The organism is Streptomyces sp. NPDC059788 (genome assembly GCF_042732265.1).
GTDB lineage: Bacteria > Actinomycetota > Actinomycetes > Streptomycetales > Streptomycetaceae > Streptomyces.
On record NZ_JBHWHY010000025.1, the window covers coordinates 13,091 to 38,039 of the forward strand.

At 71.5% G+C, this 24,949-nt stretch carries 18 protein-coding genes and 1 riboswitch; of the genes, 6 read left to right on the forward strand and 12 right to left on the reverse strand.

What is annotated here, in order from left to right:
• Positions 1–3: 3 nt before the first annotated feature.
• Positions 4–158: riboswitch (cyclic di-AMP (ydaO/yuaA leader) on the reverse strand.
• A gap of 248 nt (positions 159–406) precedes the next feature.
• Positions 407–1,774, reverse strand: a complete 1,368-nt coding sequence (locus ACFV57_RS22280; RefSeq protein WP_385235179.1) for a M16 family metallopeptidase — start codon at positions 1,772–1,774, stop codon at positions 407–409.
• Between the two features lie 20 nt (positions 1,775–1,794).
• Positions 1,795–3,132, reverse strand: a complete 1,338-nt coding sequence (locus ACFV57_RS22285; protein ID WP_385235182.1) for a M16 family metallopeptidase — start codon at positions 3,130–3,132, stop codon at positions 1,795–1,797.
• Positions 3,133–3,380: 248 nt separating this feature from the next.
• On the opposite strand from ACFV57_RS22285, the gene ACFV57_RS22290 reads away from it, so the two are divergent.
• Complete coding sequence (locus ACFV57_RS22290) at positions 3,381–5,828, forward strand: DNA topoisomerase (ATP-hydrolyzing) subunit A (RefSeq protein ID WP_385234922.1); 2,448 nt, start codon at positions 3,381–3,383, stop codon at positions 5,826–5,828.
• Positions 5,829–6,006: 178 nt separating this feature from the next.
• Here ACFV57_RS22290 and ACFV57_RS22295 read toward each other — a convergent pair whose 3' ends face one another.
• Complete coding sequence (locus ACFV57_RS22295) at positions 6,007–7,236, reverse strand: CobW family GTP-binding protein (RefSeq protein WP_385234925.1); 1,230 nt, start codon at positions 7,234–7,236, stop codon at positions 6,007–6,009.
• Positions 7,237–7,294: 58 nt separating this feature from the next.
• On the reverse strand, positions 7,295–8,461 hold the full coding sequence (locus ACFV57_RS22300; RefSeq protein WP_385234928.1) for a citrate synthase: 1,167 nt from the start codon (positions 8,459–8,461) through the stop codon (positions 7,295–7,297).
• 121 nt (positions 8,462–8,582) lie between these two features.
• On the opposite strand from ACFV57_RS22300, the gene ACFV57_RS22305 reads away from it, so the two are divergent.
• Positions 8,583–9,944: a citrate/2-methylcitrate synthase gene (locus ACFV57_RS22305; RefSeq protein WP_385234931.1), complete on the forward strand. Its 1,362-nt coding sequence runs from the start codon at positions 8,583–8,585 to the stop codon at positions 9,942–9,944.
• A gap of 189 nt (positions 9,945–10,133) precedes the next feature.
• Here ACFV57_RS22305 and ACFV57_RS22310 read toward each other — a convergent pair whose 3' ends face one another.
• Positions 10,134–10,340, reverse strand: a complete 207-nt coding sequence (locus tag ACFV57_RS22310) for a hypothetical protein (protein WP_385234934.1) — start codon at positions 10,338–10,340, stop codon at positions 10,134–10,136.
• 655 nt (positions 10,341–10,995) lie between these two features.
• On the opposite strand from ACFV57_RS22310, the gene ACFV57_RS22315 reads away from it, so the two are divergent.
• The 3 genes from ACFV57_RS22315 to ACFV57_RS22325 all read left to right on the forward strand — a co-directional run bounded on the left by ACFV57_RS22315 (position 10,996) and on the right by ACFV57_RS22325 (position 15,082).
• Entirely contained in the window at positions 10,996–12,054 is a 1,059-nt protein-coding gene (locus ACFV57_RS22315) for a sucrase ferredoxin (RefSeq protein WP_385234938.1), read from the forward strand.
• 680 nt (positions 12,055–12,734) lie between these two features.
• Positions 12,735–14,411 (forward strand): ATP-binding protein, encoded by a 1,677-nt coding sequence (locus ACFV57_RS22320; RefSeq protein WP_385235185.1) that lies wholly within the window; start codon positions 12,735–12,737, stop codon positions 14,409–14,411.
• Entirely contained in the window at positions 14,408–15,082 is a 675-nt protein-coding gene (locus tag ACFV57_RS22325) for a response regulator (RefSeq protein WP_385234941.1), read from the forward strand. Before ACFV57_RS22320 ends, ACFV57_RS22325 begins: the two co-directional genes overlap by 4 nt.
• A 90-nt stretch (positions 15,083–15,172) precedes the next feature.
• Here ACFV57_RS22325 and ACFV57_RS22330 read toward each other — a convergent pair whose 3' ends face one another.
• From ACFV57_RS22330 to ACFV57_RS22345, 4 genes are all read right to left on the reverse strand, one after another.
• The gene (locus ACFV57_RS22330; protein ID WP_385234944.1) at positions 15,173–15,850 is read right to left on the reverse strand and encodes a response regulator; all 678 of its coding nucleotides are present in this window, start codon (positions 15,848–15,850) and stop codon (positions 15,173–15,175) included.
• The gene (locus tag ACFV57_RS22335; protein ID WP_385234947.1) at positions 15,847–17,037 is read right to left on the reverse strand and encodes a sensor histidine kinase; all 1,191 of its coding nucleotides are present in this window, start codon (positions 17,035–17,037) and stop codon (positions 15,847–15,849) included. Before ACFV57_RS22335 ends, ACFV57_RS22330 begins: the two co-directional genes overlap by 4 nt.
• A gap of 73 nt (positions 17,038–17,110) precedes the next feature.
• On the reverse strand, positions 17,111–17,599 hold the full coding sequence (locus ACFV57_RS22340; protein WP_385234950.1) for a DUF1453 domain-containing protein: 489 nt from the start codon (positions 17,597–17,599) through the stop codon (positions 17,111–17,113).
• A 180-nt stretch (positions 17,600–17,779) separates the two neighbouring features.
• Positions 17,780–19,900: a type IIA DNA topoisomerase subunit B gene (locus ACFV57_RS22345; RefSeq protein ID WP_385234953.1), complete on the reverse strand. Its 2,121-nt coding sequence runs from the start codon at positions 19,898–19,900 to the stop codon at positions 17,780–17,782.
• Positions 19,901–20,346: 446 nt separating this feature from the next.
• On the opposite strand from ACFV57_RS22345, the gene ACFV57_RS22350 reads away from it, so the two are divergent.
• Positions 20,347–20,577 carry a hypothetical protein gene (locus ACFV57_RS22350; RefSeq protein ID WP_003981845.1) on the forward strand — a complete coding sequence of 77 codons (231 nt, stop codon included), beginning with the start codon at positions 20,347–20,349 and terminating at the stop codon, positions 20,575–20,577.
• 209 nt (positions 20,578–20,786) lie between these two features.
• On the opposite strand, the gene ACFV57_RS22355 is transcribed toward ACFV57_RS22350, so the two are convergent.
• The 3 genes from ACFV57_RS22355 to ACFV57_RS22365 all read right to left on the reverse strand — a co-directional run bounded on the left by ACFV57_RS22355 (position 20,787) and on the right by ACFV57_RS22365 (position 24,866).
• Positions 20,787–21,599, reverse strand: a complete 813-nt coding sequence (locus ACFV57_RS22355) for a S1 family peptidase (RefSeq protein ID WP_385234956.1) — start codon at positions 21,597–21,599, stop codon at positions 20,787–20,789.
• 151 nt (positions 21,600–21,750) lie between these two features.
• Positions 21,751–23,310, reverse strand: coding sequence for an RNA polymerase sigma factor (locus tag ACFV57_RS22360; RefSeq protein ID WP_385234959.1), 1,560 nt, complete (start codon positions 23,308–23,310; stop codon positions 21,751–21,753).
• A gap of 602 nt (positions 23,311–23,912) precedes the next feature.
• Positions 23,913–24,866: a FadR/GntR family transcriptional regulator gene (locus ACFV57_RS22365; RefSeq protein WP_385234962.1), complete on the reverse strand. Its 954-nt coding sequence runs from the start codon at positions 24,864–24,866 to the stop codon at positions 23,913–23,915.
• Positions 24,867–24,949 lie beyond the last annotated feature (83 nt).

A 24,949-nucleotide genomic window follows, 5' to 3' on the forward strand; every position in this document is an offset into this window, starting at 1 on the left:
TGTCCTTTCCTTCCCTCTCGCCTACCGGGTTAGCTGACGGGTTCGGAGCAGGAAGGTCTCCTACGGGCACCTCCGGGAAGGCGCCCGATTCACCCCAAGGGACATGGGTCCCCGGCTCCCCTGGCTCGCGCCGTACGGGGACTCGGCGATGACTGCCCGTGCCGCGGTTGCGGCGGTGATCCTGCGGACAGCCGGATCGACGCTAAACGGGGCCACTTTCGAACGGCAAACAGAACCGGGGTTTTATGACGTACGCCACAGGGGCACCGCGCAACCACCCCCAACAATTGGGACATAAAGAAGATCCAGTGGCGCGCACGCACCACTGGATCCCTTTTGTGACGGCTCGTCACCTCAGCGGGTCACGGTCCGCCGACCCCCGGCGGCCCGCGCCGCCGACGCTCCGTCAGCCCTTGACGACCGTCACCTCGCCGATGCCGAGCGCCTTGACGGGCTCCTCGATCTCGGCGGCGTCGCCCACCAGGACCGTCACCAGCCGGTCGACCGGGAAGGCGTTGACGGCGGCGGCGGTCGCCTCGACCGTGCCGGTCTGCGCCAGCCGCTCGTACAGCCGGGCCTGGTAGTCGTCCGGGAGCTGCTGCTCGACCTGGTCGGCGAGGGTGCCCGCGACGGCCGCGGCGGTCTCGTACTTCAGGGGCGCGACCCCGACCAGGTTCTGCACGGCCACGTCGCGCTCGGCGTCCGTCAGGCCCTCCGCCACGAGGGTGCGCAGCACCTTCCACAGGTCGTCCAGCGCCGGGCCGGTCGAGGCGGTGTCCACCGAGCCGCTGATGGCGAGCATCGCGGCGCCGTCGCCGTCGGCCGAGGAGCGCAGCACCTGACCGAAGGACCGCACCCCGTAGGTGTAGCCCTTCTCCTCGCGCAGCACCCGGTCCAGGCGGGAGGTGAGGGTGCCGCCCAGGCAGTACGTGCCGAGCACCTGGGCGGGCCAGACGCGGTCGTGCCGGTCGGCGCCGATGCGGCCGATCAGCAGCTGGGTCTGTACGGCGCCGGGGCGGTCGACGATCACGACGCGGCCGGTGTCGTCGGCGGTGATCGGGGAGGCCTTCACCGGCTCGGCGGGCGAACCCGTCCAGGCGCCGAGGGTCTCCGCGAGGGCCGCGTCCAGGTCGACGCCGGTGAAGTCGCCGACGACGACGGCGGTGGCCGTGGCGGGGCGCACATGGGCCTCGTAGAAGGCACGGACGGCCGCCGCGTCGATACCGGCGACGGTCTCCTCGCTGCCCTGGCGCGGCCGCGACATCCGGGAGTCGGCCGGGAACAGCTCCTTGGACAGGGCCATCGCGGCGCGCCGGGCCGGGTTGGCCAGCTCGTGCGGGATCTCGTCGAGGCGGTTGCGCACCAGGCGCTCGACCTCGCCGTCCGGGAAGGCCGGGGCGCGCAGGGCGTCGGCGAGCAGGCCGAGCGCCTTGGCCAGCCGGGAGGCCGGGACCTCCAGGGAGACGCGGACGCCGGGGTGGTCGGCGTGCGCGTCCAGGGTGGCGCCGCAGCGCTCCAGCTCGGCGGCGAACTGCTCGGCGTCGTGCTTGTCGGTGCCCTCGGACAGGGCGCGCGCCATGATCGTGGCGACGCCGTCCAGACCGGCCGGCTCGGCCTCCAGCGGCGCGACGATGTCGATCTCGACGGCGACGACCTGCTGGCCGGGACGGTGGCTGCGCAGGACCGTGAGGCCGTTCGGGAGCTGCCCGCGCTCGGGGGCCGGGAAGGCCCACGGCTTGGGCTCGCCGCCGGACGGCTGCGGGTGGAAGGTCATCGGGTTGCTGACGGCGTCGCTCACTGGGCCGCCTCCTCGTCGTTGTCCTCGGCGGCGGTCGGCTCGGTCGGCTCGTACACGAGGACCGCGCGGTTGTCGGGGCGCAGCCGGGCCTTGGCGACCTCCTGCACCTCCTGCGGGGTGATGTCCAGGACGCGCTGCACGGCCGTCAGGGCGAGCTGCGGGTCACCGAACAGGACCGCGAAGCGGCACAGTTCGTCGGCGCGGCCGGCGGCCGTGGCGAGCCGGTCCAGCCACTCGCGCTCCAGCTGTGCCTGCGCGCGCTCCATCTCCTCGGCGCTGGGTCCCTCCTCGGCGAAGCGGGCCAGCTCCTCGTCCACGGCGCTCTCGATCTCCGGCACCTCGACGCCGCCGGAGGTCTTGACGTCCAGCCAGCCGAGCGAGGGGGCGCCGGCCAGCCGCAGCAGGCCGAAGCCCGCCGCCACGGCCGTACGGTCCCGGCGCACCAGCCGGTTGTACAGGCGGGAGGACTCGCCGCCGCCCAGCACCGTCAGTGCCAGGTCGGCCGCGTCGGCCTCGCGGGTGCCGTCCTGCGGGAGGCGGTAGGCCGCCATCAGGGCGCGGGAGGGCACGTCCTCCTCAACGACCTCGCGCAGCTGCTCGCCGACGATGTCCGGGAGGGAGCCGTCGCGCGGCGGCTGCTTGCCCTCGTGGCCGGGGATGGAGCCGAAGTACTTCTCCACCCAGGCGAGTGTCTGCTCGGGGTCGATGTCGCCGACGACCGACAGGACCGCGTTGTTGGGCGCGTAGTACGTACGGAAGAAGGCGCGCGCGTCCTCCAGGGAGGCGGCGTCCAAATCGGCCATCGAGCCGATGGGCGTGTGGTGGTACGGGTGTCCCTCCGGGTAGGCCATCGCCGTCAGCTTCTCGAAGGCCGTGCCGTAGGGGACGTTGTCGTAGCGCTGCCGGCGCTCGTTCTTGACGACGTCGCGCTGGTTCTCCAGGGACTCCTCGTCCAGCGCCGTCAGCAGGGAGCCCATGCGGTCGGCCTCCAGCCACAGCGCGAGCTCCAGCTCGTGGGCGGGCATGGTCTCGAAGTAGTTGGTGCGCTCGAAGCTGGTGGTGCCGTTCAGGGAGCCGCCCGCGCCCTGGACCAGTTCGAAGTGACCGTTGCCCTTGACCTGGGCGGAGCCCTGGAACATGAGGTGCTCGAAGAGGTGGGCCAGACCCGTGCGGCCCTTGACCTCGTGGCGCGAGCCGACGTCGTACCAGAGGCAGACCGCGGCGACCGGGGTCAGGTGATCTTCGGAGAGCACCACGCGCAGGCCGTTGGCCAGCCGGTGCTCGGTCGCTGTCAGGCCGCCGGAGCCGGCTTGTTCTGTGGCCGTGTGACCCATGGGCATGTACGTCCCTTCGATCCGTTTGCGAGGAAGTTCTGTCACTGTATGCAAGCGCGCCGAGCTATGGCGAAGTTCCCGCCCGCGCTGCCTCGTACGAGCGGTCTTCGCATGCACCTCGTCCGGGGCCCCGGGGAGGGTCGCGGTCGGCGTTGTCAGTGGGGCGGGCCACAATGGTCCGCGAAAGACCCGAACGTTGATCCAGCATCGGCAAGCAGCAGGACGCAAGCGAAGGAGCCGCAGCCGCGATGGCCCGCCGTAGCACGAAGACCCCGCCGCCGGACGACTTCGAGGAGAGGATCCTCGACATCGACGTCGTCGACGAGATGCAGGGCTCCTTCCTTGAGTACGCGTACTCGGTCATCTACTCCCGCGCCCTCCCGGACGCCCGCGACGGCCTCAAGCCCGTACACCGCCGCATCCTCTACCAGATGAACGAGATGGGGCTGCGCCCCGAGCGCGGCTACGTCAAGTGCGCCCGCGTCGTCGGCGAGGTGATGGGCAAGCTCCACCCGCACGGCGACGCGTCCATCTACGACGCCCTGGTGCGCATGGCGCAGTCCTTCTCCATGCGCGTGCCGCTGGTGGACGGCCACGGCAACTTCGGCTCGCTCGGCAACGACGACCCGCCCGCCGCCATGCGGTACACCGAATGCCGGATGGCCTCCGCCACGTCCCTGATGACGGAGTCGATCGAAGAGGACACGGTCGACTTCGCCCCGAACTACGACGGCCAGGAGCAGGAGCCGGTCGCCCTCCCGGCCGCCTACCCGAACCTGCTCGTCAACGGCGCCTCCGGCATCGCCGTCGGCATGGCGACGAACATGCCGCCGCACAACCTCGGCGAGGTCATCGCCGCCGCCCGCCACCTGATCAAGCATCCGAACGCGGACCTCGACACGCTGATGAGGTACGTGCCGGGACCCGACCTGCCGACCGGCGGCCGGATCGTGGGCCTGAGCGGCATCCGGGACGCGTACGAGTCCGGCCGCGGCACGTTCAAGATCCGCGCCACGGTCGCCGTCGAGAACGTGACCGCCCGCCGCAAGGGCCTGGTCGTCACCGAACTGCCGTTCGCCGTCGGTCCCGAGAAGGTCATCTCCAAGATCAAGGACCTGGTGGGCGCGAAGAAGCTCCAGGGCATCGCGGACGTGAAGGACCTCACCGACCGCGAGCACGGCCTGCGCCTGGTCATCGAGATCAAGAACGGCTTCAACCCGGAAGCCGTCCTGGAGCAGCTCTACAAGCTCACGGCCATGGAGGAGTCCTTCGGCATCAACAACGTCGCGCTGGTCGACGGCCAGCCGCTGACGCTGGGCCTCAAGGAGCTGCTGGAGGTCTATGTCGACCACCGCTTCGACGTGGTGCGCCGGCGCAGCGAATTCCGCCGCACCAAGAAGCGCGACCGCCTCCACCTGGTCGAAGGCCTGCTGACGGCCCTGATCGACATCGACGAGGTGATCCGCCTCATCCGCTCCAGCGACAACAGCGCGCAGGCCAAGGAGCGGCTGATGGACCGCTTCGGGCTGAGCGACATCCAGACGCAGTACATCCTCGACACCCCGCTGCGCCGGCTGACCAAGTTCGACCGCATCGAGCTGGAGTCCGAGCGCGACAAGCTCAAGGCGGAGATCGAGGAGCTGACCAAGATCCTCGAATCGGACGCCGAGCTGCGCAAGCTGGTCTCGGGCGAGCTGGCCGCGGTCGCCAAGAAGTACGGCACGGACCGGCGCACGGTCCTGCTGGAGTCGGCGGGCGCCCCGGTGACCGCGGTGCCGCTGGAGGTCGCCGACGACCCGTGCCGGGTGCTGCTGTCCTCGACGGGCCTGCTGGCCCGTACGGCCAACGGCGAGGTGAACTTCGACGCGGACGCCAAGCGCGTCAAGCACGACGTCATCGTCTCGGCGGTGCCCGCCACCACGCGCGGCGAGGTCGGCGCGGTGACGTCGACGGGACGGCTGCTGCGCCTCCAGGTGGTCGACCTGCCGCAGCTCCCCGACACGATCGCCGCACCGAGCCTGTCCGGCGGCGCGCCGGTCTCGGAGTTCCTCAGCCTCCAGGACGGCGAGCAGCTGATCTGCCTGATGACGCTCGACGAGTCCTCACCGGGCCTGGCGCTCGGCACGCAGCAGGGCATCGTCAAGCGCGTGGTGCCCGACTATCCCTCCCACAAGGAGGAGTTGGAGGTCATCACCCTCAAGGACGGCGACCGCATCGTGGGCGCCGTGGAGCTGCGTACGGGCGAGGAGGATCTGGTCTTCGTGACCGACGAGGCCCAGCTGCTGCGCTATCCGGCGGGCCAGGTGCGGCCGCAGGGCCGGCCGGCGGGCGGCATGGCCGGCGTCAAGCTGAGCCCGGACGCGAAGGTGATCTTCTTCTCGGCCGTCGACCCGGCCGCCGACGCCGTGGTCTTCACGGTCTCCGGCTCGCACGGCACCCTCGACGACTCGGTCTCCACGGCCAAGCTCACGCCCTTCGACCAGTACCCGCGCAAGGGCCGGGCGACCGGCGGCGTGCGCTGCCAGCGGTTCCTGAAGGGCGAGGACTGCCTGTCCCTGGCCTGGGCCGGCCCGGCGCCGGTGCGGGCCGCGGACGCCAAGGGCACACCGGTCCCCCTCCCGGAGCCGGACCCGCGCCGCGACGGCTCGGGCGTACCGCTGACGAAGCCGGTCACGGCGCTGGCCGGGCCGGTGTGACGGAGGCGGTTGCGCGGTGAGGTCGCGCGATTGCCGTGACGACGTGCTCGCGCGGTGACAACGCCCCCGATGCGGCTTCGGCCGGGTCGGGGGCGATGTTGTGGGGCGGGGGGGCGGGTGTGGGGTGGGGCGTGCGGGCCGGGTGATGGGCGGGGCGGGATGGGCCGGGTGTGAGGGCCTACGGCTCCTCGGGCTCCTCGGGCTCTTCCGACGCCACGAACGCCCCACCGGGCTCACCGGGCTCACCGGGCTCACCGGGCTCACCGGCGGACGGTACGTAGCGCAGTACGCCCCACATGCTGTTCGCGTCGGCGCGTTCCGGACCCGTCTCCCGGCAGTCCGTGAGCTCCTTGCGCAGCGCCGCCGCGTCGACTCCACTGCCGATCAGGACGAGCTGGGTACGGCGCTCCTCGTCCTGCTCCCACGGCGACGGATAGAACCGCAGAAAGTCGCCGACCGCGTGCACGGCGAACTTCTGGCGGTTCTCCGGCACGTCGAAGTGGACGAAGCCCTTGATCCGGTAGAGGCCGGCGGGCCTGCTGTCGAGGAAGGCCATCAGGCGCCGCGGATGCATCGGCTCGTCCGAGACGAACTCGACGCTCTCGTAGCCCGCATGGAGATGACGACCGCACCCATGCCCGTGTTCGTGGCCGTGCCCTTGGCCGTGTCCTTGGCATCCCGCTCCGTCGCACTCGTGCTCCCCGCCGTCCCCCGCCCCGCTCGCCTCGGCCTCCGCGTCCGCCTCCTCGCGGAACAGGTCCTCGAAGGACAGCTGGCGCACCGCCTCGTCGTCCACGTCGCGCGGCTTGCGGTCGAAGAACAGCCCGGGGTCGACCCGCCCGTATGTCGCCGGAACGACGGGCGTACCCGGGCTCAGCTCGGCGAGCGTGTCCAGGAGGGCGCGCTGTTCCTCCGCCCCGATCCGGTCGGCCTTGTTCATGACCACCAGGTCGGCGATGGCCACATGCCGGTCGATCTCCGGATGCCGGGCCCGGGTGGCCCCGAACTCCGCCGCGTCGACGACCTCGGCCAGCCCGCCGTAGACGATGCGGTCGTTCTCGCTGGCCAGGATCATGCGGATGAGTTCCTGGGGTTCCGCCAGTCCGCTGGCCTCGATGACGATGACGTCGATACGGGCCGACGGCCGGGCCAGGCGCTCCAGGTACTCGTCCAGCTCGCTGGTGTCGACCGCGCAGCACAGACAGCCGTTGCCCAGCGACACCATCGAGTCGACCTGACCGGCCACCGTCATGGCGTCGATCTCGATCTTGCCGAAGTCGTTGACCACGGCTCCGACGCGGGTGCCACCGCTGCGGCCCAGCAGGTGGTTGAGCAGGGTCGTCTTGCCGGAGCCGAGGAATCCGGCGAGCACGATGACCGGGATCTGTCGCGGGGCCTGCGGGGCCAAGGGGGCGCCTCCATCGTCGTACGTCGGTGCGGCGGCGCGCCGTCGGTCCGGCACGCCGTCAGTTCAGCGCGGCGGGCACCGGCTGGGGCGGGGGCGGGCCCACATAGCGGGCCGCCGGACGGATGATCTTCGAGTCGTCCGCCTGCTCCAGGATATTGGCGCTCCACCCGATCACCCGCGCCGCGCAGAAGGTGGGGGTGAACATCTCCCGCGGCAGACCGCACAGCTCCATGACCACACCCGCGTAGAACTCGACGTTGGTGTGCAGTTCCCGGCCGGGCTTGAGTTCGGCGAGGAGCGCTTCGACCCGCTCCTCCACCTGCACCGCGAAGTCCACGAGGGGCCCGCCGAAGCCGCGGGCGATGTCGCGCAGCATCCGAGAGCGCGGGTCCTCGGTGCGGTAGACGGGGTGCCCGAAACCCATGATCCGCTCGCCCGACCGCACACGTTCCCGAATCCAGGCGTCGATCCGGTCCGGACTGCCGATCGCGTCGAGGGCGTCCAGGGCCCGGCTGGGGGCGCCGCCGTGCAGTGGTCCGGAGAGCGCGCCCACCGCGCCCGCCAGGCATGCCGCGAGGTCGGCGCCGGTGGAGGCGATGACTCGGGCGGTGAACGTCGAGGCGTTGAAGCCGTGGTCGATGGTCGAGATCAGGTAACGCTCGACGGCACGAGCACGCGCGGGGTCCGGCTCCTCACCGGTCAGCATGTAGAGGTAATTGGCGGCGTACGGAAGGTCGTCCCGCGGCTCGACCGGCGCCAGGCCCTGGCCGATGCGGTACAGCGCGGTGAGAACCGTGGGCACCGCGGCACTCGCGGTGAGCGCGTCCGCGCCACGCTGCCGGGGATCGATGTCGTACAGGGGCTGGAAGTCCGCGGCGGCACCGAGCAGGGAGAGCGCGGTGCGCAGCCCGGCGAGCGGGCCGCTCCGGGCTCCCGCGCGGGCGATGCCGGGCAGCGCGTCCCGTACGGCGTCGGGCAGGTGGCGGAGCGCCGCGGTCTCCGCCACGAACGCGGCGCGCTGCGCCGCGTCCGGCAGCGAACCGCGGATCATCAGGTGCCAGACGTCCTCGAAGCTGCGGCTCTGCGCGAGCTCCACGGCGGAGTACTGGCGGTAGTGGTAGAAGCCCTCCCCGCCCCGTACGTCCCCCAGCTCGGTCTCGGTGACGATCACACCCGCGAGTCCGCGGGGTGCGTCGACAGTCGCGTCGGCCCCGGCAATCGACATGACGGTGCTCCTTCCCTCTCCTGGACACTCCCTATTGACCCGACTGTCTATTCTGGACTCGATCCCTGTCAATATTGATTCAATCAATACATAAGCGAAGTCAATCGATACGGTGAACGACATGGCGGACCACAAGACGGACGACGACGGACACGGCAGCGGCAGCGGCAGCGGCAGCGGCAGCGGCAGCGGCAGCGGCAGCGGCAGCGGCAGCGGCAGCGGCAGCGGCAGCGGCAGCGGCAGCGGCAGCGGCGAACGGCGGCTGACCACCCGGGAAGCGGCCGAACGGCTCGGCGTGAAACCGGAGACGGTCTACGCCTACGTCAGCCGCGGCCAGCTGACCAGCCGACGGAACCCCGGCGGCCGCGGCAGCACCTTCGACGCCGAGGAGGTGGACGCGCTCGCCCGGCGCGGCGCCCGCCGCGAACCGCCCGCCGCGGGCGGCGACCTGGCGATCCGTACCGGCATCACCCTCATCGACACGGACCGCTGCTACTTCCGCGGCGTGGACACGTCCGAGCTGGCCGACCGCTACGGCTACGAAGAGGTCGCCGACTGGCTCTGGACCGGCGTACTGCGCCCCGGCGTCCGCTTCACCGCCCCGGAGGACGCCCTCACGGCCGCCCGCCGGGCCGTCGGCGCCCTCCCCGCGCACAGCGGCCCGATGGACCAACTGCGCGTCGCGGTGGTCGCGGCCGCCTCCGCCGATCCGCTGCGCTTCGACCTGTCCGAGGACGCCGTACTGAACACCGCGCGCGCCCTCATCCCCGTCCTCGTGGACGCCCTGCCCCGCCTGGAGCGCGGCACCGACCTCGCCTCGGCCCCGCTCCCCCGCCGCCTGTGGTCGCGCCTCGCGCCGGAGCAACCCGACGAGGCGTCACTGCGCGTCCTGGACGCGGCCCTTGTCCTCCTCATCGATCACGACCTCGCCGCCTCGACCCTGGCCACCCGGGTGGCCGCCTCCGCGCGAGCCCATCCGTACGCCGTCGTGTCGGCCGGCCTCGGCGCCCTGGACGGCCCCCTGCACGGCGCCGCGAGCAGCCTCGCGCACCGCATGGTGCTGGAGGTGCTGGAGCGGGGCAGCGCGGCGGCCGTGGTGGCGGACCACCTGCGCGCCGGACGCCGGGTCCCGGGCCTCGGCCACCGCCTCTACCCGGGCGAGGACCCACGCGCCCGCGCCCTCTTCCGCCTCCTGGAGGACGTACCGCAGGCCGCGCAGGCGCTACGGGCCGCACGCGAGGTGGCCGCGACGACCGCCCGCCACTCCGCACTGCACGCCAACGTCGACCTCGCCCTGGCCGTCCTGACCGTCTCGGCGGGCATGACCGCCGAGGCCGGCGAAACGGTCTTCGCGGTGGCCCGCACCGCCGGCTGGATCGCCCATGCCCTGGAGGAGTACGAGGAGCGCCCCATGCGGATACGCCCCAGCGGCCACTACCAGGGCCCCCGCCCACCCCAACTCCTGCCCCAGCCCCAGTCGTGAGCTGCGGCCAGGTGGGCACGGAAGCGAGCGAGGCGGGCGTACGGGCGGGGACGGGATACGGGGGCACGGGAGGGGGTGGAGGCGGGGCACCCAAGCGCCCGCACACCCACGCACCCACGCACCCACGCACCCACGCACCCACGCACCCACGCACCCAACGATCACCGGCTACTGGTGATCGGCCACCCCCTATCCCCCGAAGGGGCTGGTGATCCGCCCCAAGACCCTGGTCACCGCCCGGACATCGTGCTCGTCGATGGGGTCCTCGAAGGCCGAGACCGAAAGGCCCTCCGGACCCGGCTTGGGCCCTGCGGGACTGGCAACCGCCACGGTCGGTGACGCCACAGCGGCACCGGCCAGAGCGACCACCGCGACGAACGCGGGACGGAATTGCATGACTGTCTCCCAAAGGGACTGGGCTCAACGAGCAGACGACTTAGCCGACATGAGGCATGAGCCATGCGACATGAGCCATCGGGCGTATGCCGTGACCACGCGCCGATCTGACGCACCGGCCGACGGCCCGACGCACGGACCGGCGACCCAACGCACGGGGCGACGCACCGGCCGACCCACGGCTACGGACTCGGCTCATCGTAGGGGTCGATAGCTCCTCCTCTGGTCAGGTACAGAGCGGTTTCAGTGGTTTTGCAAGATGAGGTCGGGTTCGAACAGTCGAGTGGCGGGTGAGACTCCGGAGTCCCTGCGGGAGGTCACTGATCGGCGAGTTAGGTCGGGAGGGGGCCTCGGGCTGCACAACGTCCTCCAACTCGCGGCCTCACAGCATCTCCTGACGCTCGATTTGGCGCCCCCCACACCCACCCCGCCCCGCGTCCCGTCACTCCGCACCGGATCACACCGACGCGCAGACCGCCGCGTTGACCCGGCACAGGCTCGGACGGGTCGGACGGGTCGGACGGGTCGGACGGGTCGGACAGGGACGGCGGGCGGGCCGGACAGGGACGGCGGGCGGGCCGGTACCTGCGGGTCCGGATTCCGGCGGTATCGGTTCTGGATTCCAGGCGCTCCGCGGCAGGTTAGGGTTACCTATGTGAGGACGTGCGCAACCGCTTCCCGCGATGCCACCGAGCCTGTCGCGGGGACTTCGGCCACTGCCCGGACCTGGCTGCTCGTCGAGCAGACCGGGCCGTGGGGCACCGAGGCGCTGACCGAGAGTCATCTCGATCCCCGCGTCGGCCGCGCTCTGGAAGCGGCGGCGGACGGCACGGGCGTACGCGTCGCCCTCGTCCGCCGACCGGGTCGGCACGCGGACTGCCACCGGTCCGCCGCCCGCCGGGTATTTCTCGCGCACACCGCGCCGTCCCGGCCCTGGATTCGGACCGCCGCCGTCACCGGCCCGGAAGCGCTGCTGGACCTCGACTTCGCCCGGCTGGGGGCAGGTGAGCACGACGGCGTGTGGGACCCGTACGACGGCGAGCCGCTGGTCTTCGTCTGCACCAACGGCAAGCGCGACCGCTGCTGCGCCGTCCTCGGACGCCCCCTGGCTGCCGAACTCGCCGTCAGCGGCGCCGAGGCGTGGGAAGTCACCCACATCGGCGGCCATCGCTTCTCCCCCACCCTCTTCGTCCTTCCGTACGGATACGCCTACGGGCGGGCCTCCGCTCCGCTGGTCAAGGACGCCGTTGCGTCGGCGCGCGAGGGCCGCATCCTGCTGGACCACTGCCGGGGCCGCTCGGCCTGGGAGCGCCCGGCACAGGCCGCCGATCTCGCCGTACGCGAGCTGATACGCGAGGAGCGGGCGGACGCGATCGACATCGTGCACAGCGAAGCCGTACCGCCACCCCACGACGGCGCAGAACACGCGGGCGAGAAGACGGGGAATCCGTCTCGTGCGGGCAAGGACGCCAAGGACTCGCCTCGCGAGGGCGAGGGGACGCAGGACCCGCGTCGCACGGGAACGGCCTCGACGACCGGCCTCCTCGACGCGCCTGCACCCACTTGGGCCGTCACGGTCGCGCATCGCGACGGCCGGTCCTGGCGGGTCACGGTCGAGCAGCGCGCCGACGGCACCCCCACGCCGGTCAGCTGCGGCTCCCCGCTCGGCAGGCCCGCCCGTATGGCCGTACTCTCCGTGCTCCCCCTTGGCTGACCCGGCCGCGCTCCCGGACTTCACCTCACCAGGCCGAGCCACACTCCCCGGCTCCACCCCTTCGAACCGGACCGCCACCACGTCCACCACCCCCTCCGCGCCGCCCCCGCCCGTCCGACACCCGCCCGTCCGACACCCGCTCGCCCGACACCCGCTCGTCCAGCCCCTGCCCTCCCGACACCTGCCCCTCCAGAGCACGCCCCTCCGACATCCGCGCCACCTCCGCGCCACGCGTCCCACCCCTCTGAGCGACCACATACCGTCCCCCTCCTCCGTCCGGCCCCACGTCCGTCAACCGCCCGTCGCGGACGGTTACTCGCTGTGACACTGCGAGATTAGGCAGGGGCGGAAGACTCACGAAACCCCTGTGGATAACCCCCACGTCACTTATCCACAGGCACCCTGCCGCCCCCGCCCGCCAACCGCCCGCTCCCCACAGCCCCACCCCGGACCACGCCGGGGAGGCCCGAGCCGGACCGGACCGGGCCGGTCCAGGCTGGACCGGCTGGCTACCGGGCCACGCCCAGCTCCGCCTACTGTTCGTTCGTATGAGTGATAAGGGCGAGAGCGGCGCGCGGTCCGGCGAGGACCGGCCCGCCGGCAGCGGGCTGCGCACCGCGCTGTCGGGGCTGCGGCTCCGCGTGGGCTGGCCGCGCCGCGTCTTCGCCCAGGTGCTGCTGATGCAGCTGGCCATCGCCGCCGGGGTCACGGCGCTCGCCACAGGCCTCTTCCTCGCCCCGCTCGGCGCGCAGCTCGACGACCAGGCGATGCGCCGCGCCCTGGCCATCGCCCAGACCACCGCCGCCGAGTCCCGCCTCGACGACGCGCTGGGAAGCTCCAGCCCCGTCCGCCACGGCCCCGTCCAGAACGAGGCGGAACGAATCCGCCGCGCCACCGGCGCGGAATACGTCGTGATCATGGACGTCCGCGGGGTGCGCTGGTCCCACACCGACCCGGACCAGATCGGGCGGCACGTGTCCACCGACCCCAGCGGCGTTCTGGCAGGCCGCGAGGTGATGCAGATCGACGAGGGCACTTTGGGCCGTTCCGCGCGCGGCAAGGTGCCGCTGCGGGACGAGAACGGCGGCATCGTCGGCGCCGTGTCGGTCGGCATCGCGTACGAGAGCGTGCAGCAACGCCTGCTGGCCACCGTGCCGCAACTGCTCGCGTATGCGGGCGGGGCGCTCGCGGTCGGCGCGCTGGCCGCCTATCTGGTCGCCCGACGCCTCCAGCGCCGTACCCACGACCTGGCCTTCTCCGACATCTCCGCCCTGCTCACCGAACGCGAGGCGATGCTGCACGGCATCCGGGAGGGATTCGTCGCTCTCGACGCTCACGGCCGCATCCGGCTGCTGAACGACGAGGCGCAGCGCCTGCTAGACCTGCGCTCCGAGGACACCGGCCGCCCCCTGGAGGAGGCGCTGCCGCCCGGCCGTACCGCCGACGTCCTCTCCGGGCGGGTCGACGGCGCCGACCTGCTCACCGTCAGCGGTCAGCGCGTCCTGGTGGCCAACCGGATGCCGACCGACGACGGCGGGGCCGTGGTGACGCTGCGCGACCGTACCGAGCTGGAGCGGCTGGGCCGCGAGCTGGACGGAACCCGCGGGCTGATCGACGCGCTGCGCGCCCAGGACCACGAGCACGCCAACCGTCTCCACACCCTGCTCGGCCTCCTCGAACTCGGCCTGCACGAGGAAGCCGCGGAGTTCGTGACCCAGGCCGTGGGCGTGCACCGGGCGACCGCGGAGCAGGTCACCGAGCGGGTGCACGATCCGTTGCCGGCTTCCCTGCTGGTCGGCAAGGCGACAGTCGCCACCGAACGCGGCGTCTCGTTGAGCATCGCGCCCGGCAGCCGGCTGCCCGACCGCGTGGTGGACCCGCACAGCCTGGTCACCATCCTGGGCAATCTGGTCGACAACGCCCTGGACGCCACGGCCGGCACCCCTGGGGCACGTGTCGAGGTCGAGCTGCTCACCGAGGGGCGTACCGCGGTGGTCCGGGTGCGTGACAACGGTCCGGGCGTCCCGGAAGCACGGCGTGCGGAGATCTTCACCGAGGGCTGGACCACCAAGAAACCCCCTGCGCACGGGAGGCGCGGCATCGGCCTCGCCCTCGTCCGCCGTCTGGCCGAACGGTACGGGGGCTCCGCCGACGTGGGCGAAAGCCCCGGCGGTGGCGCGGAGTTCACCGTCACACTCCCCGACGCGCTGTCCGACGCGCTCTCCGAGGACGCCACGGAGGAACGGCCCGGCGGGGTAGCTCCGGCGGGCCAGGAGGCCGGAAGCGCGCGGCACCCGGGTGGACACGTGGCCGACGGCCGTGCTGCCCCCGGTGACGCCTCGGAGGCCGACCGATGATCGACGTGCTGGTCGTGGACGACGACGTACGGGTTGCCGAGATCAACGCCGCTTATGTCGCGAAGATCCCGGGCTTCCGCGTCAGCTGCCTGGCCCACTCCGCCGCCGAGGCACTGGCCGCCCTGGAGACGCTCCGTGCCGATCTCGTCCTCCTGGACCACTACCTGCCCGACGAGACCGGCCTCCAGCTCGTCTCCCGGCTGCGGCAGCGCGGCCTGCAGACCGACGTGATCATGGTGACCGCGGCCCGTGACATCGCGACCGTCCAGGCGGCCATGCGCCAGGGCGCGCTGCAGTACCTGGTCAAGCCGTTCACGTTCGCCGGGCTCCGCTCCAAACTGGAGGGTTACGCGGCTCTCCACCGCACCTTCGAGGGTGGCGGTCAGGCCGAACAGTCCGAAGTCGACCGGATCTTCGGCGCGCTCGGGTCCGCCAACGCGGGCCCCGCGGAGCTGCCCAAGGGACACTCGACGGCGACGGCCGACCGCGTCCGGACCGTGCTGCGCTCGGCCGACGCGCCGCTGTCAGCCCAGGAGGTGGCCCGGCAGGCGGGCCTGAGCCGGCAGACCGCGCAGCGCTACCTCAAGCTCCTCGAACGCGCCGGGCGGGTCCGCCTCAGCCTCAGGTACGGGGAGACCGGCCGCCCGGAACACCGGTACGTCTGGGTCTGATGCGGTCCGGTACGTCTGGTCCCGGCACAGTCGGCGCCCGGCCCCAGCCCTCCCACCAAAAGACTCCGACCGGAAGGGGCCCTCACCCCATCAGGTAATAGACGACCCAGGCGGTTGTGCGAGACCGTGCCGATAGGCGTAGTGGATCGCCTGGGCCCGGTCCCGCAGTCCGGCCTTGGCGAAGAGGTTGTTGATGTGGGTCTTCACGGTCGCGTTCGAGACGTGCAGCGACCGGGCGATCTCCGGGTTGGACAGCCCCTCGGCGACCAGGCGCAGCACCTCCACCTCGCGCGCGGTCAGCCCGTCCGGTGGCTCGGCCGGCGCTGCGGGGGCGGGGTTCCGTACGGGTTCCGCGAACCGCTCCAGCAGCCGCCGCTGCACCTTCGGCGACAGCCCGGCCGCGCCCGACAGCACGTCCTCGATGGCCCGGACGATCTCGTCGCCGTCGGCGTCCTTCGTCAGATAGCCGCGGGCGCCGGCCTCCAGCGCGGGAAAGAGGTGGTCGTCGTCGGCGTACGTGGTCAGCACGACGATCTCGGTGCCCGGGTGCTCCGCCCGGATGCGCCGGGTGGCCTCGACGCCGTCGCAGCGGGGCATCCGCAGGTCCATCAGGACGACGTCCGGAGCCAGTTCGGCGGTGAGCCGTACCGCCTCCTCGCCGTCCCCGGCCGAGCCCACGACCTCGATGCCCGGCAGCAGCCCCAGGAGCATCACGATCCCCTCGCGCACCACCGTCTGGTCGTCGGCGACCACGACACGCGCCATCATACCGGCACCCTCAACCGCACCACGAAACCCTCCTCGTCAGGACCGGAGTCCAGCGTTCCGCCGAGGAGTTCGGCGCGCTCCCGCATCCCCAGCAGACCGTACCCGGAACCGGACGAGCCGAGATCACCGAGGGTTCCCGGCCTGCCGCCGCGGACCTTGCGGCGCGCGCCGGAGTCCCGTACCTCCAGCTCCACCTCGCCTTCCGTATAGGCGAGCCTTACGGTCACCCGGGCGCCCGGCGCGTGCTTGCGTACGTTTGTGAGCGCTTCCTGCGCCACCCGGCGCAGCGCGAGGCCGGCTTCGGGGGACAGTTCGCGCCGCTCCCCCGCCACCTCCAGGCGGGCGTTCTCGGCGGCCGTCAGGTCGCGCAGGTAGTCCTCCACCGGAGCCATCTCGCCGCGCAGCGCCGACAGCGCCTGACGCGTGCCGTCCAGCCCTTCTCTGGCCATGCCACGGGCCGCCACGACCCGTTCCAGGATCTGTTCCCGGTCCGCCTCCAGGTCGCCGCTGCGCTGGATCAGCAGGCGTGCCGCCTCAAGGTGCACCAACTGCGCGCTCAGGCTGTGCGCGAGGATGTCGTGGATCTCGCGGGCGATACGGCCCCGCTCGGCCAGCGCCGCCGTCTCGGCCTCGGCCTTGCGGGCGGCCCGCTCCTGGGTCAGCAGCCGCTGTGCGTTGCCCCGCGCCTCCGCGTCCAGCCGCAGGACGTATCCGGCCAGCCCGAGCCCGATGACGGTCGTCGTGATCGTCAGCCAGTTGTCCGGGCTGCGCGTGGCGTACGCCGCCAGGGACACCGCCATGCACGGCACCGCCGCCGCCAGCGGAAGCCGCTCCATCGAGGTGACCGCGCCGACGCCCCACACCACGGCGGCCGGCACCCTCGCGCCTTCCAGATGGAACCAGAACGCGCAGGCCTCCAGCAGCGCCAGCAGACCGAGCGCCGGCCACAGCCGGTGCTGGAGCGTCGTACGGAAGAACCCCCACAGGAGGAAGCCGCACAGCGCGACCCCGGCCAGGCCCAGCACCGCCCCCGCGTCCCGGAACTCCCGTTCCGCCAGCGCGCTCCACAGCAGGGCGGCCATCACCAGGATGCGGATGCCCCTCCCGATCCACAGCCGTGTCCTGCTGAGCCCTTCTCGGGAGAGCGCCTCCCGCAAGGGCCAGCTCGTCCAGAAACTCAGCGGCACAGACGATCCTTCCGGCACGGTGCTCCTGGGGCTCGGCCACCGGCGCGTCCTAAGGGGGCATGGGAGCGCGGTCTCAGCCACCGGCAGCAACACGGTACGTCGGCCGGAGCGTCTGGGCCCGCCACGCCATGGTGCCCGTACGGGCCAGCAGGGTGGCGGCCACGGTCAGCATCGTGGACTGGCTGCCCATATGGACTCCCGCCAGCGCCGCGGCACCGTACAGGGCGAACCGCAGCCCCGCTCCGGCGATCCACGCCACGGCGGTCACCGCGCGGCCCGCCGACCAGACCTCCCCGTCCTCGTTGGTCCAGATCCGCATGGTCCACGCCCAGGCCGCGCCGGTGAGCAGGCCGAGGACCACCCCGACGGCCAGCAGGACGACGGACCCGGTGGGATGCGCGTCGTCGATCAGTCCCGGTTCGCGTACCGCCATGAAGGCGAGGACGGCGGGCAGCAGCCACCAGCGCTTGCCCTCCGTCTCCAGCCGCTGCGGCTTGAGCTGCCGCACGACCACCAGCGCGATGACCGCGACTATGACGAGAACGTTGAGCGAGCCGCTCATGACCTGGGCCTCCGTGACGCGGGAACAACAACGGTTCCGACGCTACGAAGCGGGCCCCACCGCCCGGATCGGCGTGCGGGTGGGCTCCGGGTGGAAAACGCGGCGGGCGCCTCTCCACCCGTGGGTGGACAGGCGCCCGCACCGGCGCGTGGACGCTTCAGGCGCCCCCTCCGCGGCCCGTCACGTGTCGATGCGCGAGCGGTCCAGCGTGGCGGCCGAGCTGGTGATGAATTCGCGGCGGGGCGCGACCTCGTTGCCCATGAGCAGGTCGAAGGCCTTCTCGGCGGCCTCCAGATCATTGATGTTGATCCGGCGCAGGGTGCGGAGGCGGGGGTCCATCGTGGTCTCCGCGAGCTGGTCGGCGTCCATCTCGCCCAGGCCCTTGTAGCGCTGGATGCTGTCCTTGTAACGGACGTTCTTGCGCTGCAGTTCCAGCAGGGTCTGCCGCAGCTCGTTGTCCGAATACGTGTAGATGTACTTGTCCTGGCCCTTCTTCGGCTGGATCAGTTCGACCCGGTGCAGCGGCGGCACGGCCGAGAAGACCCGCCCCTGCTCGACCATCGGACGCATGTAGCGCTGGAAGAGCGTCAGCAGCAGGATACGGATGTGGGCGCCGTCGACATCGGCGTCCGCGAGGAAGATGACCTTGCCGTACCGGGCGGCGTCGATGTCGAAGGTCCGGCCCGATCCGGCTCCTATGACCTGGATGATGGCCCCGCACTCGGCGTTCTTGAGCATGTCCGAGACGGATGCCTTCTGGACGTTGAGGATCTTGCCGCGGATCGGCAGCAGCGCCTGGAACTCGGAGTTCCGCGCCAGCTTGGCCGTGCCCAGCGCCGAGTCGCCCTCGACGATGAACAGCTCGCTGCGATCGACGTCGTCGCTGCGGCAGTCGGCCAGCTTGGCCGGCAGCGAGGAGGACTCCAGGGCCGTCTTACGGCGCTGGGCCTCCTTGTGCTGCCGGGCCGCGATGCGCGTACGGGCCGCCGCCACGATCTTGTCCAGCACGGCGCGGGCCTGCTGCTTGGCGTCCCGCTTCGTGGACGTCAGGAACGCCTTGAGCTCCTTGGCGACGACCTGCGCGACGATCCGGGAGGCGGCCGAGGTGCCCAGCACCTCCTTGGTCTGCCCCTCGAACTGCGGTTCCGCGAGCCGTACGGTCACGACGGCGGTGAGGCCTTCCATGGCGTCGTCCTTGACGACGTCGTCCTCGGCGACGCGCAGCAGCTTGGCCGATCGCAGCACCTCGTTGACGGACTTGGCCACGGACCGTTCAAAACCGGACACGTGCGTGCCGCCCTTGGGCGTCGCGATGATGTTCACGAAGGACCGGACGGTGGTGTCGTAGCCGGTGCCCCAGCGCAGCGCGATGTCAACGCCCAGCTCCCGGGTCACCTCGGTCGGCGTCATGTGGCCGCGGTCGTCCAGGACCGGCACAGTCTCCTTGAAGGTGCCCTGTCCGGACAGCCGCAGCACGTCGCAGACGGCCTTGTCCTGCGCCAGGTACTCGCAGAACTCGCTGATGCCGCCGTCATACCGGAAGGTCTCCTCCGTCGGGCCCTCGCTCTCGACGCCCCGCTCGTCCCGTACGACGAGGGTGAGGCCGGGCACCAGGAAGGCCGTCTGGCGGGCTCGCGCGTGCAGCGTCTCCAGGGACAGCTTGGCGTCCTTGAGGAAGATCTGCCGGTCGGCCCAGTAGCGCACCCGGGTGCCGGTACGGGTCTTGGGGATGCGCTTGCCCTTGAGCAGGCCGTTGGCCGGATCGAAGGGGGCGTCGGGCCCGGACTCGGTGAAGATGCCGGGCACACCGCGACGGAAACTGATCGAGTGGGTCTTGCTGTTGCGGTCCACCTCGACGTCCAGTCGGGCGGAGAGCGCGTTGACCACCGAGGCACCGACGCCGTGCAGGCCGCCGGAGGCCGCGTACGAGCCGCCGCCGAACTTGCCGCCGGCGTGCAGCTTGGTCATCACGACCTCGACACCGGACAGGCCGGTCTTGGGCTCCACGTCGACCGGGATGCCGCGGCCGTTGTCCCGGACCTCCACCGAGCCGTCTTCGTGGAGGAGGACGTCGATACGATCGCAGTAGCCGCCCAGCGCCTCGTCGACGGAGTTGTCGATGATCTCCCAGAGGCAGTGCATCAGACCACGGCTGTCCGTGGAGCCGATGTACATACCCGGGCGCTTGCGGACGGCCTCCAGTCCCTCCAGGACGAGCAGATGCCGCGCGGTGTAGTTGGACCCGTCCCGGTCTGCCCCGGTCAGCACGGCGGTGGACGGCACGGACATCTCGGCGGTCACGCGGTTCGCTCCTCGCTGAATTACTGGTGGTCCGCATTCCGCGGACCCGGTCGTGGCGGTGTCGCCGGTGAGAGCGTACCGAGGCCCGGTAGAGCCGATGTGACGCCACCCGTGACGGTGTCCATGCTAGTAGACTTTCGTTCACACGTTCGATCCCTCGATGGAGTGAGAGCACGGTGCCGCGCACATCACGTTCCCTTCGAGGCATGAACCATTTAGGCTCCGGGCACGTCCTCTTGAACAACCGGCAAGCCAGCCGGGAGGACAAAACCCCCAGCAACCAACGTGAATCAGACCACCACGCAATACGGCTCATTCGCCGCCACCCGGCAACACCCGGCTCCTTGGAAAAATTTTTTCAGGGAATAGGCACGAGCGGGAACGTTTTCGGCCTGGTTGGATGTTGACCCTGGTACGACAGCTCGTCGAGCTAGAGAAGAGGCGACGTGACTACTGTTCTGACCCCCGCGAGCCCGCTGACGGCCGCTGACCGCTGCGACCGCTGCGGCGCCCAGGCATACCTGCGCGTCGTTCTGATGTCCGGCGGCGAACTGCTCTTCTGCGCCCACCACGGCCGCAAGTTCGAGCCAGAACTCAAGAAGATCGCCGCGGAAATACAGGACGAGACGGAGCGGCTGACCGCCTCTCCCGCGTCCGCGTCCGACGAGGAACGCTGACACATCGCATCCGACGACGAGCGAGTAGCGGCCTAGGGCCGTGCGGCGGGCGGTCCCCCGGCACCACCGGGGGACCGCCCGCACTCGTCTGCTCCCGCGATCCCGGCCCCACCGGGGGCACGGCTGCACCCTCAAACGCCCTGTGCGGCGCTCTGCGGCCCGCGACCGGCCGTCCCGACCAGGGACACCGGCCGCTCACTCCGCAGCCCTCAGCCGGCGCCATGGGCGGTCACGTGCTTGATCATCGCTGAGATGCGCGTATAGACGCCCGGCTTCCCCACCTTTCCGCAGCCCGTCCCCCAGGACACCAGTCCCACGAGACGGCCCCGCGCCACCAGCGGCCCGCCACTGTCCCCCTGACAGGCGTCCCGGCCGCCCGTCGTCGTGCCCGCGCACAGCATGGAATCGGCCAGATACCTACCGTCCGCATTGCCCGGGTACGCCCTGCTACAGGCCGCGTTCGAGAACATCTGCACCTGCGCCGAGCGGAGCGTGGCCGCGTACGAGCCGTTGCCGGTGGTGTCGCCCCAGCCGTACACGTTCGCCTTGGTGCCCGCCCGGTACGCGGCGTCGCCGACCTTGGCCATCGGGAGCGCCCGCCCCTTGGGCAGCTGCTTGCCGAGCGTGAGCACCGCGATGTCGCCGGCGTTGCTGTAACTGTCGTACGACGGGTTGACCCAGACGCGGCGCGGTACGAGTTCCTGCCCGCCCCGGCCCCGCATGTCCTCGCGGCCCACGATGATCCGCAGATCCTTGACCTGCTGCCATTCCACGCCCAGCACCGCGCGGCTCAGACAGTGCGCCGCCGTGACCACCGTCGCGCGACCGACCAGCACACCGCCGCAGAACTGGCCCGAGCGGTCGACGCCGAAGCGCGAGCGGGAGCTGAGCGCCACCATCCACGGGTTGTCGGAGACCTTCACCGGCCGGCCCCCCACCACCGATTCGTCCGCCTGCGCGGTGACCGGTACGGCGAGGACCAGGACGAGGGCCCCGATGACGGCCCGGACGTAGGCACGCATACACGCTCCTGACTGTGCGGAAGTGTTCGCACACCCAGGGTGAGCCAGGCGGGCTCATCACGCACCCGGACACACCGCGAGCCCGGCCCTCTCGGAGGAGGACCGGGCCCGCGATGCACTCGTACGGCCGTCCGGAGCGGCCGCTCCCGGATCAGTCCAGGTAGTCGCGCAGAACCTGCGAGCGCGACGGGTGGCGCAGCTTCGACATCGTCTTGGACTCGATCTGCCGGATCCGCTCACGCGTGACGCCGTAGACCTTGCCGATCTCGTCCAGCGTCTTGGGCTGGCCGTCGGTGAGGCCGAAGCGCATGGAGACCACGCCCGCCTCGCGCTCGCTGAGCGTGTCCAGGACCGAGTGCAGCTGCTCCTGCAGGAGCGTGAAGCTGACCGCGTCGGCCGGCACGACCGCCTCGGAGTCCTCGATCAGGTCACCGAACTCGCTGTCGCCGTCCTCGCCCAGCGGGGTGTGCAGCGAGATCGGCTCGCGGCCGTACTTCTGGACCTCGATGACCTTCTCGGGGGTCATGTCCAGTTCCTTGGCCAGCTCCTCCGGGGTGGGCTCGCGGCCCAGGTCCTGGAGCATCTGACGCTGCACGCGGGCCAGCTTGTTGATGACCTCGACCATGTGGACGGGGATACGGATCGTCCGGGCCTGGTCGGCCATGGCGCGGGTGATGGCCTGGCGGATCCACCACGTCGCGTACGTGGAGAACTTGTAGCCCTTGGTGTAGTCGAACTTCTCGACCGCACGGATCAGGCCGAGGTTGCCCTCCTGGATCAGGTCCAGGAAGAGCATGCCGCGGCCGGTGTAGCGCTTGGCCAGCGAGACCACGAGGCGGAGGTTGGCCTCCAGCAGGTGGTTCTTGGCGCGGCGGCCGTCCTCGGCGATGATCTCCAGCTCGCGCTTGAGCTTCGGCGCCAGCTTGTCGGAGTTGGCCAGCTTGTCCTCGGCGAACAGGCCCGCCTCGATGCGCTTGGCGAGTTCGACCTCCTGCTCGGCGTTGAGCAGCGGGACCTTGCCGATCTGCTTGAGGTAGTCCTTGACCGGGTCGGCGGTGGCGCCGGCCGCGGCGACCTGCTGCGCGGGGGCGTCGTCTTCGTCGTCGTCGGACAGCACGAACCCGGCGTTCTCGGCGCCCTCGGGCACCTCGGCCGCGGCCTCGCCGCCCTTGCCGGCCGGCGCCGCCTCCTCAAGGGGCTCGTCTTCGAGGAGCTCGTCGACGTCCTTCTTGGCGGCGGTCTTCTTCGCCACGGTCTTCTTGGCGACGGCCTTCTTCGCGACCGTCTTCTTGGCGGCGGCCTTCTTGACGGCCGCCTTCTTCTCGACCCCGCCCTCGGCCTCGCCGTACGACCCCTCGCCCAGCGGGGCGGCCGCGGTGGTGGCCTTCTTCGCCGTCGCGGTCTTGGCCGCGACGGTCTTGGTGGCGGTGCGCTTGGCCGGACTCTTCGCTGCGACGCTCTTGCGGGTGCGCTTGGGCGCCTCTGCGGCACTGACCATCAGCGTCACACCCTCCTCGTCGAGGATCTGGTTGAGGCTGCGCAGAACGTTCTTCCACTGGGTTGGCGGAATCTGGTCAGCCTCGAAGGCCCGACGCACGTCGTCGCCGGCGATCTGCCCATCAGCCTTTCCCCGCTCGATGAGCGCCATCACTGACTCGGACTCGGCGATCTCCGGCGGGAGCGTACGGGATGTGCTGGCCGACACGAACAACCTCTCGGAACGATGGAAACGGCTTCCGACCCCGTCCACGGTGGATCGGAGCCGACGACCGTCGGCGGGGATGGACCGACGGCGCAGGGTAAGCCGGGGAGTTGAACAGCGTCGAAAACGCCGCTCGCATTCCCTCCTCGGCTATCACCTCTTAAGTCATCGCGCCTCCCCGGCGAGCGTTACGCCCAATCTGCGTGGCCCGAGTCACACCGCATAACGAGACATTCCCCCCTCTACGGTGCGCAATCCTCCCAAGTTCGGTGCGCGATGTTCCCAAGCAAACGCCGGGCCCGGATCACGCTCCCGGGCCCGGCGGCCTCACATACGTCGGCCCGCGCCCACCGCTCACTCGCGGCGGCGCAGCGCCGCGGGCCCTCGTGCCCGCGTCCGTGCGCTCCGTCGGCGTCCGCACGCCCGGTGCGCCCCGCTACGCTCCGTGCGCCCGGCGTCCGCTCCGCACGCCCCGGCCGGCCCGCACCTTTTTGGACAGCGCGTCCGGCGCGGACGCGCCTCCCGTCCCGTACGGGTACACGCCCCCCGGCCGGTTGCTTCCGGCCGGTACGGGCCTCCGATGGGCGGGGATCTTCGGCGGCGCCGGGCCTTCAGTGCTCGCGGGGCGGCGGGACGGTGTGGTCCCCCGCGCCGCCGGCACCCTGGCCGCCGGATTCGCCGTGCGCGGTCAGCAGGGTACGCATCGCGGCCTCGGCGCCCGCGGCGTCGCCGGCGCCGATCGCGTCGACGATCCGCATGTGCTGCCCCACGGACTTCTCCCCCGGGCGCTCACAGCCGCCGGACGGGCCGCCCGAGACGTGCAGGGCGGAGGAGACGATGCCGGAGAGGTGCTCCAGCATCCGGTTGCCGGCGAGCTGGAGCAGCAGCGTATGGAACTCGGAGTCGGCGCGGGCGAAGGTCAGCGCGTCGCCCTGGGCCACGGCATGCCCCATGATCTCGACCATGTCGGCAAGGCGCTGCTGGATGTCGTCACGGCCGTGGCCGGCGGCGAGCCGGGCGGCGAGGGGCTCGATCGTCCAGCGCAGCTCGGACAGTTCACGGCGCTGGTCGTCGCGCTGCGGACCGTACGCCCGCCACTCGATGATGTCGGGATCGAGGAGGTTCCAGTCGCTGACCGGGCGCACCCGGGTGCCCACGTTCGGGCGGGCACTGACCAGGCCCTTGGCCTCCAGTACGCGCAGCGACTCGCGGACGACGGTGCGGGACACCTCGAAGCGCTGGCCGATCTCCTCGGGTACGAGCGGACGGTCCGCGCCGAGGTCACCCGAGACGATCATCTGGCCGAGCTGCTGGACGAGTTGGCCGTGCAGCCCGCGGCCACGGTTACCCGCCGCGCGGCGGCCGACCCGGGCCATGTCCGCGTCGGGCCCGTCCCAGACGGGCGGCACGCGGTCGGCCCGCTCGGCGCCCGGAGCGTGGGCGACACCGCCGGCGCCGGGCGCGCCCGCGGCGGCGTAGGAGTAGCGGTCAAGCTCGCCCGGGCCGGCGAGGCCGGTGTCGGCGGGGCGAGCCGCGGTCATCATGGTGTGCGCAAGGGTACTCACGCATCATTTGTCGGCGACGCCCCGGGACCCCTTGAGGTCTTTGGTGAAAAGCACACGAAAGGGTGATCGCCCATCATTCCCCA